The 13,259-nt window shown below is 62.5% G+C and carries 13 protein-coding genes and 1 pseudogene; 10 read left to right on the top strand and 4 right to left on the bottom strand.

What is annotated here, in order from left to right; all coding sequences use genetic code 11:
* Positions 1-28 precede the first annotated feature (28 nt).
* Complete coding sequence (locus ACZ0AI_RS15310; protein ID WP_463562603.1) at positions 29-289, bottom strand: DUF4282 domain-containing protein; 261 nt, start codon at positions 287-289, stop codon at positions 29-31.
* 148 nt (positions 290-437) lie between these two features.
* Between ACZ0AI_RS15310 and ACZ0AI_RS15305 the strand changes: the two genes are divergently transcribed.
* On the top strand, positions 438-1,103 hold the full coding sequence (locus ACZ0AI_RS15305; RefSeq protein WP_463562602.1) for a glutathione S-transferase family protein: 666 nt from the start codon (positions 438-440) through the stop codon (positions 1,101-1,103).
* Here ACZ0AI_RS15305 and ACZ0AI_RS15300 read toward each other — a convergent pair whose 3' ends face one another.
* Genes ACZ0AI_RS15300 through argH form a run of 3 tightly spaced genes read right to left on the bottom strand, consistent with a single transcriptional unit; the run spans position 1,104 to position 3,560 of the window.
* Positions 1,104-1,583 (bottom strand): GNAT family N-acetyltransferase, encoded by a 480-nt coding sequence (locus ACZ0AI_RS15300; protein ID WP_463562601.1) that lies wholly within the window; start codon positions 1,581-1,583, stop codon positions 1,104-1,106.
* 28 nt (positions 1,584-1,611) lie between these two features.
* Positions 1,612-2,166, bottom strand: coding sequence for an AAA family ATPase (locus tag ACZ0AI_RS15295; protein WP_463562600.1), 555 nt, complete (start codon positions 2,164-2,166; stop codon positions 1,612-1,614).
* Positions 2,166-3,560, bottom strand: a complete 1,395-nt coding sequence (gene argH / locus ACZ0AI_RS15290; protein WP_463562599.1) for an argininosuccinate lyase — start codon at positions 3,558-3,560, stop codon at positions 2,166-2,168. The genes ACZ0AI_RS15295 and argH overlap by 1 nt, the downstream gene beginning before the upstream one ends.
* A 217-nt stretch (positions 3,561-3,777) precedes the next feature.
* On the opposite strand from argH, the gene ACZ0AI_RS15285 reads away from it, so the two are divergent.
* From ACZ0AI_RS15285 to ACZ0AI_RS15245, 9 genes and pseudogenes are all read left to right on the top strand, one after another.
* Positions 3,778-4,854, top strand: coding sequence for a sensor histidine kinase (locus ACZ0AI_RS15285; protein WP_225839611.1), 1,077 nt, complete (start codon positions 3,778-3,780; stop codon positions 4,852-4,854).
* The gene (locus ACZ0AI_RS15280) at positions 4,851-5,597 is read left to right on the top strand and encodes a LytR/AlgR family response regulator transcription factor (RefSeq protein WP_463562598.1); all 747 of its coding nucleotides are present in this window, start codon (positions 4,851-4,853) and stop codon (positions 5,595-5,597) included. The genes ACZ0AI_RS15285 and ACZ0AI_RS15280 overlap by 4 nt, the downstream gene beginning before the upstream one ends.
* A gap of 98 nt (positions 5,598-5,695) precedes the next feature.
* Positions 5,696-6,635 (top strand): annotated as a pseudogene (gene hemC / locus ACZ0AI_RS15275) (hydroxymethylbilane synthase).
* On the top strand, positions 6,632-7,405 hold the full coding sequence (locus tag ACZ0AI_RS15270) for a uroporphyrinogen-III synthase (protein ID WP_463562596.1): 774 nt from the start codon (positions 6,632-6,634) through the stop codon (positions 7,403-7,405). The pseudogene hemC and the gene ACZ0AI_RS15270 overlap by 4 nt, the downstream one beginning before the upstream one ends.
* A gap of 16 nt (positions 7,406-7,421) precedes the next feature.
* Positions 7,422-8,567, top strand: coding sequence for a uroporphyrinogen-III C-methyltransferase (locus ACZ0AI_RS15265; RefSeq protein WP_463562595.1), 1,146 nt, complete (start codon positions 7,422-7,424; stop codon positions 8,565-8,567).
* A complete protein-coding gene (locus ACZ0AI_RS15260; RefSeq protein WP_463562594.1) occupies positions 8,564-9,838 on the top strand; it encodes a heme biosynthesis HemY N-terminal domain-containing protein in 1,275 nt (424 codons plus the stop codon). Before ACZ0AI_RS15265 ends, ACZ0AI_RS15260 begins: the two co-directional genes overlap by 4 nt.
* A 327-nt stretch (positions 9,839-10,165) precedes the next feature.
* Positions 10,166-10,627, top strand: coding sequence for a sigma D regulator (gene rsd / locus ACZ0AI_RS15255; RefSeq protein WP_225837649.1), 462 nt, complete (start codon positions 10,166-10,168; stop codon positions 10,625-10,627).
* 158 nt (positions 10,628-10,785) lie between these two features.
* A complete protein-coding gene (locus ACZ0AI_RS15250; RefSeq protein WP_463562593.1) occupies positions 10,786-11,898 on the top strand; it encodes an AlgP family protein in 1,113 nt (370 codons plus the stop codon).
* 536 nt (positions 11,899-12,434) lie between these two features.
* Positions 12,435-13,214: a phasin family protein gene (locus ACZ0AI_RS15245; protein WP_463562592.1), complete on the top strand. Its 780-nt coding sequence runs from the start codon at positions 12,435-12,437 to the stop codon at positions 13,212-13,214.
* Positions 13,215-13,259: the final 45 nt, after the last annotated feature.

Below are 13,259 nucleotides of genomic sequence, written 5' to 3'. Positions count from 1 at the left end.
GCATGCAAGGTGCGCGGGCGTGCTCATATTACGCGCGGTTGGCGATCTTCTGCAGGTTTTCGTGGATCTTGAACAGCACGATCATCAGCTCGCACCAAATACGCGCGCCGATGGCGCCACCGATCAGGGTGCCGAGGCCGCCGAGAAAACTGCCATAACCGCTGAACATCATCGTCAGGCCACTGACCGCCACGCTGAGCAGCAACAGCCAGTAGACGAAGGTGATGATTTTCGGGGTGAGCATCGCGTCGAAGAAGAACAGGTTCTTCATGGTGTAACTCCAGTCCATGGTAGGGATTCCCGAGCGTCGAGCCCGAGGCGGCGGCAGAGTAGCAGGCCAGAGCGGTCGCAGCCAGTTGGCCTGGAGCGCTCGTGGTAAAGCGCCTGAAATGAGGTTAGCGTGCTCGTCCCGGCTGTCTATCAGAGGATACCTATCCATGCTCAGGCTCCACGGTTTCGCCGTCAGCAATTACTACAACATGGTCAAGCTCGCCCTGCTGGAAAAGGGGCTGCCCTTTGAAGAGGTGCGTGCCTACGCATGCCGCGAGCAAGCCTTCCTGGCCATCAGCCCACGCGGCAAGGTGCCGGTGCTGGAGTGCGACGAGGGCTTTATCAGCGAAACTTCGGCGATCCTCGAGTACCTCGAGGCGCTGGGGAAGGGCACCGCGCTATTGCCGCAGGGTGCGTTCGAGCAGGCGAAGGCGCGTGAGCTGGCCAGGCACATCGAGCTGTATATCGAGTTGCCGGCGCGCTACTGCTACACCCAGGCGTTTTTCGGCATGCAGCTGGATCCGGCGATTCTCAAAAAGGGTCGCGAGGAATTGCTCGCCGGTGTCGACTCGCTAAAGCGCCTGGGTGTGTTCTCGCCTTACGTGGCCGGTGACAGCATGAGCTTGGCCGACCTGTACTTCCTGTACAGCATCGACCTGGCCGCCGCCGTGGCGCACAAGCTGTTCGAGATCGACCTGCTCGGCGATTTTCCCGAGGCTGGCGCACTGCTCGAGCGTTTCGCCACGAACCCCCATGTCCAGCGCATAGCGGCTGACAAAGAGGCGGCGTTCGGGCCGTTCATGGCGCACATGAAGGCACGCCTGGCCGGCTGATCAGCCGGCGGCGAAGCGGGTCAGCGCTTCGCCGGTCAGGCGGTAGCCGATCCACTCGTTCTGGGGTTTGGCGCCGATGGACTCGTAGAAGTCGATGGCCGGCTGATTCCAGTCCAGTACCGACCATTCGAAGCGACCGCAACCACGCGCCACTGCCAGCTTGGCCAGGTGGCGCAGCAGGGCCTTGCCGGCGCCGACACCACGTTGCTGCGGGGTGACGTAGAGGTCTTCCAGGTACAGGCCATGCTTGCCCAGCCAGGTCGAGTAGTTGAAGAAGTACACGGCGTAACCGATAGGCTCGCCGTCCAGTTCGCAGATCAGACCGTGGGCGGTGCCGCCGTCGGCGAACAGGCTGTTTTCGATACCGGCGACATCGGTCTTCACTTCATGCTCGGCCTTTTCGTAGATGGCCAGGTCGGTGATGAAACGCAGGATCAGGGCGGCGTCTTCGCGTACCGCGGGGCGAATGTTGAGTGGCATCTGGTTCTTCCGGAAAGAGTGAATCGTGTTATCGGGGCGTCGTGTCAGCCGGCAGGCTGGTCAGGAAACGTTCGACTGCCTGGCGTGAATCCAGCCGCAGGTAATGACGATGAGCTGGGGCGTTGCGCATTTCTTCGCCGTAACGCTGTCGGTAGGTGGCATGGCGTGTCCACGCCCAGACGAGAATCGACTGTTCGGGCTTGAGGCTGAACAGGTTGCTCCAGCGCTCGCGGTTGCCGTTCCACAGTACCTGGCGGTTGAACAACCGTCGCAATGTGCGCCACAGCACCTGGCGCATCACGGTTGGCCGCGGTAAATCGAGCCAGATCACCATGTCCGTGCGCTCCAGCACCAGAGGGCGAGCCGAGGAGTAGTTGCCTTCCACGACCCAGCCATCGCCCTCTATCGCCTCGGCGACCTGTGCCTGAAACTGCTCAGTGGGCAGGGTTTGCCAGTCGGGCTGGTGATACAGCGCATCCAGCTCGACATGGCGATAACCAAGCTGCCGTGCCAGGCGGCGCGACAGCGTGGTCTTGCCCGCGCCCGAACAGCCGACCACCGAAATGCGTCGGCCGGCAATCATCAGCGCGAGGCGAGCAGGGCCCGGCCGCGTTCCACAGCCAGGCGTACTTGGCGTGGTGCGGTGCCACCGATATGGTCGCGGGCGTTCACCGAGCCTTCCAGGGTCAGTACGGCGAATACATCTTGTTCGATCTGATCGCTGAAGCGGCGCAGTTCTTCGAGGCTCATCTCGGCCAGATCCTTGCCATTGTCCACACCGTACTTCACCGCATGGCCGACGATTTCGTGGCAGTCCCGGAACGGCAGACCCTTGCGCACCAGGTAGTCGGCGAGATCGGTGGCGGTGGAGAAGCCGCGCAGGGCCGCTTCGCGCATGATGGCGTGCTTGGGCTTGATCGCCGGAATCATGTCGGCGAAGGCGCGTAGCGAGTCGCGCAGGGTATCGGCGGCGTCGAACAGCGGCTCCTTGTCTTCCTGGTTGTCCTTGTTGTAGGCCAGCGGCTGGCCTTTCATCAGGGTCAGCAGGCCGGTCAGGGCGCCGAACACGCGGCCGGTCTTGCCGCGTACCAACTCGGGTACGTCCGGGTTCTTCTTCTGCGGCATGATCGAGGAGCCGGTGCAGAAACGATCCGGCAGGTCGATGAACTGAAACTGGGCGCTGGTCCACAGCACCAGCTCTTCCGAGAAGCGCGACAGGTGCATCATGGCGATGGAGGCGGCGGCGCAGAATTCGATGGCGAAATCGCGATCCGACACGCCGTCCAGTGAGTTGCCACCCACGGCGTCGAAGCCGAGCAGTTCAGCGGTAATTTCACGCTGGATCGGGTAGGTAGTGCCCGCCAGTGCGGCGCTGCCCAGGGGCATGCGGTTGGTGCGCTTGCGGCAATCGACCAGCCGTTCGTGGTCACGGCTGAGCATTTCGAACCAGGCCAGCAGGTGGTGGCCGAAGGTTACCGGCTGGGCGGTCTGCAGGTGGGTGAAGCCAGGCATGATGGTCTCGGCTTCACGCTCGGCCTGCTCCAGCAGACCCTGTTGCAGGCGGGTGATCTCGGCGAGGATCAGGTCGATCTCGTCACGCAGCCACAGGCGGATGTCGGTGGCCACTTGGTCGTTGCGCGAGCGGCCGGTGTGCAGCTTCTTGCCGGTCACGCCGATACGGTCGGTCAGGCGTGCCTCGATGTTCATGTGCACGTCTTCCAGGTCGACGCGCCAGTCGAACTGGCCAGCTTCGATTTCGCCCTGAATCTGGGTCAGGCCGTCGATGATCGCATCGCGCTCCGCATCGGTCAGCACGCCCGCCTTGGCCAGCATGGTGGCGTGGGCGATGGAGCCCATGATGTCGTGGCGATACAGGCGCTTGTCGAATTCCACCGAGGCGGTGAAACGGGCGACGAAGGCGTCGACGGGCTCGCTGAAGCGGCCGCCCCAGGACTGATTGGTTTTTTCGATGCTCATGGTCTGACTCGGCTGTATGCAGGTGCGGACGGGCCGGAAGTTTCCGGCACGACGGAAAAGTCTGCTGATGATAACAGACACGTCGGCCTGCGCAGCGGCTCGGGCGAGTGTTGGCTGGATCACAATTTCATCAGCAGTAACGCATTTCGGTGGGTTATTTCGCCCGCTTGCGGTGGGCTCTCTTGCTCGCTTTGAGGCGCGCGCGGACACTGCGGCGATGAACACCAATCGAAAGACCTCGACCCCCTCCGCGCCCGATGATTTTTTCGTGCCCGAGCTGTGCCAGCCCGAGGCGCTGCTCACCACCGTACTGCTAGCCGAACTGCTGGTGCTCGTGCTGGTACTCGCCGAGCCGATGCTGCCCGGTTTCGACTGGGTGCGCCTGGCGCTGACATCGTTGTTCGTGCAGTGGATCGTACTGTTGTCCTCGGCGCTGCTGTGCCGCTTGCGGCCCCTGCTCGCCCGGCTGCAGGCCATGTGGGCCGGGGCGGCGTGCTGCGCCTTGGTGGTCGGCCTGACGCTCGGCTGTACGGCGGTCGCCGATTACTACGACCTTGGCGGGCCGCTACCTCACGAGGGCGAGGTGAACCTGTACCTGCGTCACGCCCTGATCAGTCTGATCATGTCGGCACTGCTGCTGCGCTATTTCTATCTGCAAAGCCAGTGGCGGCGCCAGGAGCAGGCGGAGCTGCGTGCGCGCATCGAGTCATTGCAGGCAAGGATCCGCCCGCATTTCCTGTTCAACAGTTTGAACAGCATCGCTAGCCTGGTTGTCACAGACTCTGTCAGGGCGGAACAGGCTGTGTTGGATCTTTCCGACCTGTTTCGTGCAAGTCTGGCCAGGCCCGGTACCCTCGTAAGTTGGAGTGAGGAACTGGAGTTGGCGCAGCGATACTTGTCGATCGAGCACTATAGGCTCGGCGAGCGACTACAGTTGCAATGGGAGATTGATGAGGTTCCCGCGGATTTACCCATTCCGCAGCTGACTCTGCAGCCGCTGCTGGAGAATGCTTTGATCTATGGTATCCAACCACGTATCGAAGGGGGACTGGTGCAGATATCGGCCAATTACATCGACGGTGTGTTCCATCTCAGCGTCAGCAATCCATACGAGGACAGCGGTACGCCTTTGGTCTCGCGCGGTACCCACCAGGCGCTTGCCAATATTGACGCGCGTCTTGCGGCACTTTTCGGTTCGCAAGCCAGTCTCAGCGTGGAGCGTCGTGATGGCCGACACTACACCCGTCTACGCTACCCATGTGCAAGACCCATGCAGGAAGCCAGATCATTATGAATGTCTTGATCGTCGATGACGAACCCCTTGCCCGAGAGCGCTTGAGCCGCATGGTTGCTGCGCTGGAGGGTTATCGTGTTGTCGAGCCCTCTGCGAGCAACGGTGAAGAGGCACTCGCTCTGGTCGAGAGCCTCAAGCCCGATGTGGTGCTGCTCGATATCCGCATGCCAGGCCTTGATGGTCTCCAGGCTGCTGCTCGGCTTTGCGAGCGTGAAGCACCACCCGCGGTGATCTTCTGCACCGCTCATGATGAGTTTGCCTTGGAGGCGTTTCGGGTCAGTGCCGTGGGTTATCTGGTTAAACCAGTACGCCCCGAGCATCTCGAAGAGGCCCTGAAAAAAGCCGAGCGTCTCAATCGCGTGCAATTGGCTGCACTCACCCGTCCCGCTGCAGAAAGTGGCGTTGGCCCGCGCAGCCATATCAGCGCCCGCACCCGCAAGGGCATCGAGCTGATCCCGTTGGATCATGTGATCTATTTCATCGCTGACCATAAGTACGTGACCCTCCGTCATGAGGGCGGTGAAGTGCTGCTGGACGAGCCGCTCAAAGCGTTGGAAGACGAATTCGGTGACCGTTTCGTGCGCATCCACCGTAACGCCTTGGTGGCTCGTGAGCGCATCGAGCGACTGCAACGCACGCCACTGGGGCATTTTCAGCTCTTCCTGAAAGGCCTCAATGGTGATGCGCTGGTAGTCAGTCGTCGTCATGTGGCGGGTGTGCGCAAGATGATGAATCACATCTAGGACGCGCACCGACTAGGGCGACGGGTCGCAGGAGGCTTCGGGCTGGCGACCCGAGAGCCTGTTATCATCGGTGGCAATTGGTTTTCTGGAATTGCCCCATGCCCCGCGAAATTCGCATCGCAACGCGCAAGAGTGCCCTGGCCCTTTGGCAGGCCGAATACGTCAAAACTCGTCTTGAGCAGGCCCACCCGGGGCTGCTGGTGAGCCTGGTGCCGATGGTCAGTCGCGGCGACAAACTGCTCGACGCGCCGCTTGCGAAGATTGGTGGCAAGGGGCTGTTCGTCAAGGAGTTGGAAACCGCGCTGCTGGAGGGACCAGGCCGACATCGCCGTGCATTCGATGAAGGATGTGCCGATGGACTTCCCTGAAGGCCTTGGGCTGTATTGCATCTGCGAGCGCGAAGATCCGCGCGATGCCTTCGTCTCCAACCATTTCGACAGCCTCGACGCACTCCCCCAGGGCAGCGTGGTCGGCACGTCGAGCCTGCGTCGTCAGGCGCAGTTGCTGGCGCGTCGTCCCGATCTGAAAATCCACTTCCTGCGCGGCAACGTCAACACTCGCCTGGCCAAGCTGGATGCCGGTGAGTACGACGCCATCATCCTCGCGGCGGCTGGTCTGATTCGCCTCGGCTTCGAGGCACGCATCCGCGATTCCATCGCTATCGAACACAGTCTGCCCGCAGGTGGTCAGGGTGCGGTCGGCATCGAATGCCGAGTTGGCGATGCCCAGCTGCAGGCCTTGCTGGCGCCGCTCAATCACACCGCGACCGCGCTGCGGGTCACTGCCGAGCGAGCGATGAACAAGCGCCTCAATGGCGGTTGCCAGGTGCCTATCGCCTGCTACGCGATTCTCGAAGGCGAGCAGCTGTGGTTGCGCGGCCTGGTCGGCGAGCCCGATGGCAGCAGTTTGTTGCGTGCCGAGCAGCGCGGTGCTGCGGAGGATGCCGAACGCCTGGGTATCGAGGTGGCCGAAGCGCTGCTGGCCCAAGGGGCTGGCGAGATTCTGCAGGCCATTTACGGCGAGGCTGCTGCCGAGTGAGTGCGTGGCGCCTGCTGCTGACGCGCCCCGAGCAGGAATGCCAGGCGCTGGCGGCGGCGCTCGCAGGCGAGGGCGTCCACGGCGCCTGCCTGCCGCTGCTGGGCATCGAACCGCTGCCTGAAACCCCGGAACAGAGCGCAATCATCTGTGACCTGCCTCGCTATACCGCGGTCATCGTGGTCAGCAAGCCGGCTGCGCGTTTCGGCCTCGATCTGCTCGATCGCTACTGGCCACAACCGCTGGCCGATCAGCCCTGGTTCACCGTAGGGGCGGGAACCGGACAGATTCTCGCCGACTACGGGCTGCCGGTAACTTGGCCAGAGGGTGGTGACGACAGCGAGGCGTTACTGGCCTTGCCAGCACTGCAAACGGCGCTGCAGGATGCGTTGTTTCCCCGGGTATTGATCATTCGTGGCGAGGATGGGCGCACCCTGCTAGCCGAGCAATTGCGTGGGCATGGCGTCGAGGTCGACTACCTGCCGGTCTATCGGCGCGTGCTGCCGGGTTATCCTGTTGGCACCCTGCAGCGGCTATTTCAGGTGGAACGCTTGAATGGCGTGGCGGTCAGCAGTGGGCAGGGTCTGATGCATCTGCGCCAACTGGCAGCGGATGACTGGCCGCAGCTGGCGCAACTACCCTTGTTCGTACCCAGCCCGCGAGTCGCCATCATGGCCCGCGAGATGGGTGCGTTGAATGTTGTGGATTGCCGTGGTGCTGATACCGCGGCGTTGTTGGCGGCCTTGCGTTCGCAGGCTTCGCCCGACTTGTGAAGCAAAGGATGGATACGTGAGCGAAGCGACTACCCCGAAAGAGCAGGAGCAGCCTGTACAACCCGCCCTCGAATCTTCTCCGGCTGCCGGCGAAGCCAGACCCGCCTCACGGGGCTCTGCGTTGGCGGCCGTGGCCCTGCTGATCGGCGCGATCGGCGTTGGTGTCGGCGGCTGGAGTGCTTGGCAACTGCGTACCTTGCAGGCCGAGGCGGCGCAGCAGTCAGGGCAGCTCGAGGAGGCGCGTAGCCAGACCCAGGCGCTGTCGCAGCGTACCAATACTCTGGACAACCGTTTCGGGCAGCTGCCGACCGTCGAGGAGCTGGAAGAACGCCGTCGCCTGGTGGCCCAGTTGCAGGGGGATCAGCAACTGCTCAACCAGCGCCTGGAAACCGTTCTCGGCGCCAGCCGTCAGGACTGGCGCCTGGCCGAGGCCGAACATCTGCTGCGTCTGGCTAGTCTGCGCTTGTCGGCGTTGCAGGACACCAACAGCGCCACGGCGCTGGTGCAGGCGGCCGACGAGATTGTCCGTGATCAGGATGACCCGGCAGCGTTCGCGGCTCGCGAGCAACTGGCCAGGAGCCTGGAGGCGCTGCGCTCGACCGAAAACCCGGATCGTACAGGGCTATTCCTGCAACTTGGTGCCCTGCGCGAGCAGGCGTCGCAATTGAACTCGCTGAATCCGAAATTCGTGGCAGACGGTGGTGTGCTCGGTGAACTGGCTGCGGACAGCGCGCCAGGCACCTGGTGGAGTCACGGTCTGCAAACACTGTCGCAGTACTTCCGTCTCGATTTCAATGCCGATCAGAATATTCGCCCGCTGCTCGCCGGACAAAGCCTGACCCAGGTACGCCTGGCACTGAGTCTTGCTCTTGAGCAGGCACAATGGGCGGCGCTGCATGGCGAGACGCAGGTCTATCGTCAGGCGCTGCAGCAGGCTGGCGAGGTGCTGGACGCCAACTTCAACCGTGACAATCCGGACAGCCGTGCCCTGCGTATGCGGGTTGGCGAACTGGTCGACAAGCCCATTGAAGTCAAGGTGCCTGAGTTGACGCAGTCGCTCAACGCGGTGCAGGCCTACATCGAGCACAAGCAGTCGGCACGTGAGCGTCTCAAGGATGCGCCGACCGATGAGGCAACTGGCAACGAGGAGGGGCGCCCATGAAGCGCGTTTACCTGCTGCTGCTCGCCTTGGTGGTGATCGGTGGCCTGGCGCTGCTTGGCCTGGCCATCTCCGAACACAAGGGCTATGTGCTGTTCGCCTACCAGGGCTTCCGCTACGAGTCGACGCTGTGGGCATTCGTGCTGCTGATCGTGGCGGTATGGCTGACGCTGTGGCTGCTGCGCCTGGTCATTCGTGCGCTGTTGACCTCGCTTGGGCTGGTCAATCCGTGGTCACGCCTGCACCGTGAACGCCGTGTGCGCAGCGCCTCGGAACACGGCTTTCAGGAGCTGATCGAGGGCCGCTGGGCCAAGGCTCAGACGCATCTGAGCCGAATTGCCCGCAATGAGCCGCGCCCGCTGATTCATTACCTCGGCGCTGCCCGCGCCGCCCATAATCTCGAGCACTACGAGGAAAGCGACGCGCTGTTGGCCGAGGCACTGGAGCGCCAGCCCAACGCCGAGCTGGCCATCGCCCTGACCCACGCTGAGCTGCAACTGGCGCGTGGGCAGGTGGACACCGCTCAGGAAACTCTGCTGGTGATGCAGGAGCGTCATCCGCGTAACCCGCAAGTGTTACGCCAATTGCAGGATCTGTACGTGATACGTGGCGACTGGCAAGCACTGCTCAAACTGCTGCCGGTGTTGCGCAAGGAGAAAGCGCTGGCTCCTGCCGAGCTGATGATGCTGGAGCGTAGTGCCTGGCGTGAATACCTCACTGCCATAGACCTGAACGCTGCCGATGAAAGCACCTTGCCTTCGCTGGCGCAGGCCTGGGAGCGACTGTCGCCCAATCTGCGCGGCGAGCCCGAACTGCTTGCGGTATATGCCGATCGTCTGCGTATGCTGGGGGCCGAACCGGGGGCCGAGGAATTGCTCAGCAAGGCACTGAATCGCGAATACGACAGTCGCCTGGCGCGTCTGTACGGCCTACTGCATGGCCGTGATCCTGCCCGCCAACTGCAGGCTGCCGAGGGCTGGCTGAAACAGCACCCCAACGATGCCGGCTTGCTGCTGACCCTTGGTCGTCTGAGCCTGCACAACCAGCTGTGGGGCAAGGCCCGCGATTATTTCGAGAGCAGCTTGACCTTAGAGCGTCATCCGGAAACCTGTGCCGAGCTTGCACGGCTGCTCGCGCAACTGGGCGACGTGGAACGTAGTAACCGCTTGTTTCAGGAAGGTCTCGGCCTGCTCGATCGCCGCCTCAGTGGGCAGGTCGTCAGCGTTCCCGCGGTCGCTACCGTCGAGCCGCACGCTGTGCGCCCTGCAAGTTGACCCGTGATGACCTGCCGGCCCTGCACCGGCGTTTATGACGAGGCGCTTTGATGCCTTGGGTGAGGGCCCACAACCTGAGCCGAAATGAGTGTTCGGACTGCAATACGAATCATGCTAGTGTCCAGACTCGGCTACACGTTCAGGGATCGGTACGTGACGCTTTCGTCGTTGTCGGTGCACGAGCAGGGCTCACACCAAAGCGGCAGCAGGTGAATGCTGCCGATAGGGGCGATCAGCCAACTTCCGATTCGGGGCGACGACGACTTGCTGAACGATGATCGTTGCCCGGATGCCTACAGGAAATACCGATAAGGGAGGGAGATCACCATGCTCGAGAGTTGCCAGAATGCACAGGAGCGGTGGGGCGGCGTACACCTGTTGATCGATCGCTGGTTGCAGGAGCGTGCTGAACTGATCAAGGCTTATGCGGCCATCGATGATGTCAGCGACAAGGCCGTCGTGCAGCGTTTCTGCGAGATCCTCGTCGACTACGTTTCCGCCGGGCATTTCGAGGTCTACCAGCAGCTTACCGAAGAGGCCCGAGCGTTCGGTGACCAGCGCGGTCTTGAGCTGGCCAAGCAGATCTACCCGCGCCTCGAAGTGATCACCGAAGCCGCACTGGCGTTCAATGATCGCTGTGATGAAGGTGATTGTGGCGATGTCGAGGCAGTCAGTGCCGAACTCAAACGCCTCGGGCAGATGCTGCATGAGCGCTTCGAGCTCGAAGACTGCCTGATCGAAGTGCTGCACACCGCTCACCAGCAGCAGGCCACCGCCGACGCGGTATGACGCTCAACGCCGCGCGAGTTCGCGGCGTTTTAGTCTCCTCCGATTCTGTGTGCGGGTGCCCGCTCCGGTTGCTGTACGCATGTGCTTGCAAAGCGCCGCTAGCGGGCGCAAATTCACAGGTCTAGTATGGCTTCATCTCATCCGCCAGGAGGCGCGCCATGTCGGCCACGAAAAACGTGAAAAAGAAATCGGTCACCACTCCGCTGCACCTGCTTCAACAGCTTTCCGGAAGCTTGCTCGAGCACCTCGAAAGTGCCTGCTCGCAAGCCTTGGTCGACGCTGAAAAAGTGCTCGCCAAACTGGAAAAGCAACGCGGTGCTGCACAGGAAAAACTGCACAAGGCTCGCGGTAAACTGCAAGCCTCCGTTGCTGCAGGCAAAGCCAAGGCTCAGTCCAAGGCCAAGTCCGCCGTCGGCGAGCTGGAAGGCGTACTGGATGGGCTGCAGGCTCGCCAGAGCGAAACCCGTCAGTACATCGTGCAGCTCAAGCGTGATGCTCAGGAAAGCCTGAAACTGGCCCAAGGCGTCGGCAAGGTTCGTGAAGCTGCCAGCAAGGTTCTGGCCACTCGCAGCAAGGCCCCAGCCAAACCTGCCGCTGCCGCCAAGCCAGCTGTCAAAGTCGCTGCGAAACCTGCTGCTGCCAAGCCAGCTGTCAAAGCCGCAGCTAAGCCCGCTGCCGCCAAGCCAGTCGCCAAAGTCGCCGCGAAACCTGCTGCTGCCAAGTCAGTCGCCAAAGTTGCCGCGAAACCTGCTGCTGCCAAGCCGGCTACTAAAGCCGCCGCGAAACCTGCTGCCGCCAAGCCAGCCGCCAAAGCCGCCACGAAACCTGCTGCTGCCAAGCCGGCAGCTAAAGCCGCTGCGAAACCTGCTGTCGCCAAGCCAGCTGCCAAGGCCGCCGCGAAACCTGCAGCCGCCAAGCCAGCTGCCAAGGCCGCCGCGAAACCTGCAGCCGCCAAGCCAGCTGCTAAAACCGCTGCAAAACCTGCTGTAGCCAAGCCAACTGCTAAAGCCGCCGCTAAACCCGCTGCTGCCAAGCCAACTGCCAAACCTGCTGCTACCAAGACCGCAGCCAAGCCAGCACCTACTGCCGCGAAACCTGCTGCCAAAGCACCAGCGAAACCAGCAGCGGCGAAACCTGCGGCCAAGCCAGTTGTAGCTGACAAGCCGGCTGCCGCTGCCCCTGCTGCAGGCAAACCTGCCAGCGAGTCGAGCCCGGCTCCAGCTCCGGCGGCGAGCAATACCAATGGTGTAACCCCGCCTAACGCCAGCTGATTCAGCTGTCTGAAAGCCTGCGAGCACTCCCTGTCGGAGTGTTCGCGGGCTGTCTCCCGCGAGCGTATGGCTTGCATCGATTCGCTGCTACATCCTTGTCTTGCCTTCCTGCTGTTTCGGCGCCTCTCTACCGCGCCTGCCAGTTGCGCCCGTTTCCTCTGTCGTCGCTTCCATGTTTCGCAAGCTGCAGGTAACTGGCCTGGGGATGTAAATCCTGTGGTGTGCCTGGGCTCGTACTTCTCCCGAGCGCAGGCCTGGATTGGCGATGCAGCGGAACAGCGCGCCAAGAAGCGGGTCAATGAAGGAGTCGAATGGGTCAACAGGCCAGCCGACGGAGTCAGAAACAGAGTGTCCTTCGTGAAGAGCAGGGTCGTCGTGAGTATCGAAAGATCGAGCGGGCCCTGGATCCTAGCGTGGCAGGCGCCCCCAACCGGCTCGGCATCCCCGCGCGACAGGCTCCCCAGCCCTGTCTGCTACGCTGGATGAGCTGAGCGCGTTGTTCGAGCACGTCGCGCTTACCCAATAAGGAGAGCAGGATGGCTGTCAAAAAGAAATCCGAGAAACAGACCGGCTCGTGGGTCGGCGAGGTTGAAAAGTACTCGCGGCAGATCTGGTTGGCGGGCTTGGGCGCGTATTCCAAGGTCAGCAAGGACGGCACCAAGCTGTTCGACACGCTGGTCAAGGATGGCGAGAGAGCCGAGAAGGCTGCCAAGAGCGATGCAGGCCAGCAAGCCGATGCAACGAAGCCTTCGACCGGTAGTGCCAGATCCCGTGTCGATGAGGTCAAGGACAGGGCAATCGGCAAGTGGGGCGAGCTCGAGGAGGCTTTCGATAAACGCCTCAATAGCGCCATCTCGCGCCTGGGCGTGCCGAGTCGCAGCGAGGTCAAGTCACTCAACGACAAGGTCGAGCTGTTGACCAGGCAACTGGAGGCGCTTACCGGCCTGCCCGCAAAGGCAGCCGCTAAACCGGCTACTAAGTCCACTGCCGCCAAGCCCGCGAGCAAGCCTGCCGCTACCAAGCCTGCGACGGCGAGCAAAGTTGCCAGCAAGCCTGCGGCGAAAGCGCCTGTGAAACCGGCCGCCAAAGCGGCAGCGGGCAAAGCGGTAGCTGCCAAGCCTGCGTCTGCCACCAAGAGTCCCGCCAAACCTGCAGCCAAGCCGGCAGCGAAGGCTGCGCCTAAACCAGCTGCCAAGCCGGTACGCAAGCCTGCGGCGAAGAAGCCAGCGGTGGCCAAGCCTGTGCCTGTTAGCACACCGACGCCTGCCGCCTCACCGGCAAGCGCTACAACGCCAGCCTCGGGCAATCAGTCCTGAGGGTGCACGCGGTAACGAAAACGCCCGGTCTTGTGCCGGGCGTTT

The organism is Pseudomonas sp. AC355 (genome assembly GCF_979258205.1).
This window is presented reverse-complemented; position numbering and strand designations above follow the sequence as displayed.

Coding starts and splice junctions, on each gene's coding strand:
- ACZ0AI_RS15300 (WP_463562601.1), bottom strand. CDS start 1,583: ATGCCACTCAACATTCGCCCCGCGGTACGCGAAGACGCCGCCCTGATC.
- ACZ0AI_RS15250 (WP_463562593.1), top strand. CDS start 10,786: ATGTCGGCCACGAAAAACGTGAAAAAGAAATCGGTCACCACTCCGCTG.
- ACZ0AI_RS15295 (WP_463562600.1), bottom strand. CDS start 2,166: ATGATTGCCGGCCGACGCATTTCGGTGGTCGGCTGTTCGGGCGCGGGC.
- ACZ0AI_RS15305 (WP_463562602.1), top strand. CDS start 438: ATGCTCAGGCTCCACGGTTTCGCCGTCAGCAATTACTACAACATGGTC.
- ACZ0AI_RS15260 (WP_463562594.1), top strand. CDS start 8,564: ATGAAGCGCGTTTACCTGCTGCTGCTCGCCTTGGTGGTGATCGGTGGC.
- ACZ0AI_RS15245 (WP_463562592.1), top strand. CDS start 12,435: ATGGCTGTCAAAAAGAAATCCGAGAAACAGACCGGCTCGTGGGTCGGC.
- argH (WP_463562599.1), bottom strand. CDS start 3,560: ATGAGCATCGAAAAAACCAATCAGTCCTGGGGCGGCCGCTTCAGCGAG.
- ACZ0AI_RS15280 (WP_463562598.1), top strand. CDS start 4,851: ATGAATGTCTTGATCGTCGATGACGAACCCCTTGCCCGAGAGCGCTTG.
- ACZ0AI_RS15310 (WP_463562603.1), bottom strand. CDS start 289: ATGGACTGGAGTTACACCATGAAGAACCTGTTCTTCTTCGACGCGATG.
- ACZ0AI_RS15285 (WP_225839611.1), top strand. CDS start 3,778: ATGAACACCAATCGAAAGACCTCGACCCCCTCCGCGCCCGATGATTTT.
- rsd (WP_225837649.1), top strand. CDS start 10,166: ATGCTCGAGAGTTGCCAGAATGCACAGGAGCGGTGGGGCGGCGTACAC.